Here is a 1,185-nt window from a genome sequence, read left to right as displayed (position 1 = left end):
ATATTATAGATAGTAAACTGTGCTGTGATTTTGACATAGGGGGGAAGATCATGACTTCATCTGATTTACAGGAACAGCTGAATCTCAAAGCGATCAGTCTTCTACATGAAGATGCAGATAAAATCCTAAAGCTTATTGAAGTACAGATGGAGAATCTGGCTACCCGTTATTGCCCTCTCTATGAGGAAGTGCTGGATACCCAAATGTACGGTTTCTCCAAAGAGGTCGATTTCGCGGTTCGAGCCGGTCTCCTTCCGGAAAGTACGGGAAAGCAGATGATCAGTAAGCTTGAGCGCAATCTCGCGGTCCTGTACGAAGCCATGAATCAATCCGAGTAGCCTGTACTTGTTACAGGCGCATACATAGAGAGACGCATGTCGTAATGGCGACATGCGTTTTTTGATGTGCAGAGGCATCCTGTTTTCGATTACACAAGGAAAAAGGAAACGCCAAGTATCACGTAAACGGCAATGAGCAGCAGCCCTTCATACCAATTGGAGGCGCCGTCCTGTGTCACGGAGCGGGCAATGAAGATCGCTACCCCGATCGCAACAAGCTCAAGCGTCGTAAATACGAGATCCATCGTATTGCCAAGAAAGAAGCTGATGAACACCAGCACCGGCGCAACGAACAAGGCGATCTGGAGGCTGCTGCCAACGGCGATTTCGACAGCGGCGCCGATCTTATTTTTCATAGCGAGCATGATAGCTGCACTGTGTTCAGCGGCATTGCCGATGATCGCGACGAGAAACGCCCCAATGAACAATTCGCTCAGGCCGTACTCGTGACTGATCGGCTCAAGCACCCCAACCAGCCATTCACTGACGAATGCCACCATGACCGTAGCTACGACCAGATAGAGGATCGAGCGCTTCTTAGACCAGAAAGGGCCATGTTCGTGCGCGAGGGCATCCTGATCATGATCATCGCTTACGTCAGCCAAATACTCCTTGTGTGTAATCATGGAGAAGAGAAGCCATGCGATGTAGCTAATAATCAGGATACCGGCTACGATCAGGCTGAGTGTCTTGGTCTCGCCTTCCGTGATCGAATGCGTGTTCAGAAATACGGCCGGAATGAACAAGGCAATGATAGCGAGAGTCATCAAAGAGCCGTTGAGTCCTGCCAGGGTCATGTTGTATTTCTGTACCTTGAATTTAAGCCCTCCCGCAAACAGGCTTAATC

Annotated in this window: 2 protein-coding genes; one reads left to right on the top strand and one right to left on the bottom strand. The window is 49.4% G+C overall.

Features of this window, described 5'->3' with window-relative positions; translation table 11 throughout:
• Positions 1–50 precede the first annotated feature (50 nt).
• Positions 51–338: an Fpa/YlaN family protein gene (locus ACFRAK_RS29290; protein ID WP_394573236.1), complete on the top strand. Its 288-nt coding sequence runs from the start codon at positions 51–53 to the stop codon at positions 336–338.
• Positions 339–427: 89 nt separating this feature from the next.
• Here ACFRAK_RS29290 and cax read toward each other — a convergent pair.
• Positions 428–1,185: calcium/proton exchanger (cax, locus tag ACFRAK_RS29285; protein ID WP_394573235.1), on the bottom strand; the 758-nt coding region annotated here is incomplete at its 5' end.

The sequence above is a fragment of the Peribacillus sp. NPDC056705 genome, assembly GCF_043656335.1.
The sequence above is the reverse complement of the archived record's forward strand: the minus strand, read 5'-3'. Positions and strand labels throughout refer to the sequence as shown.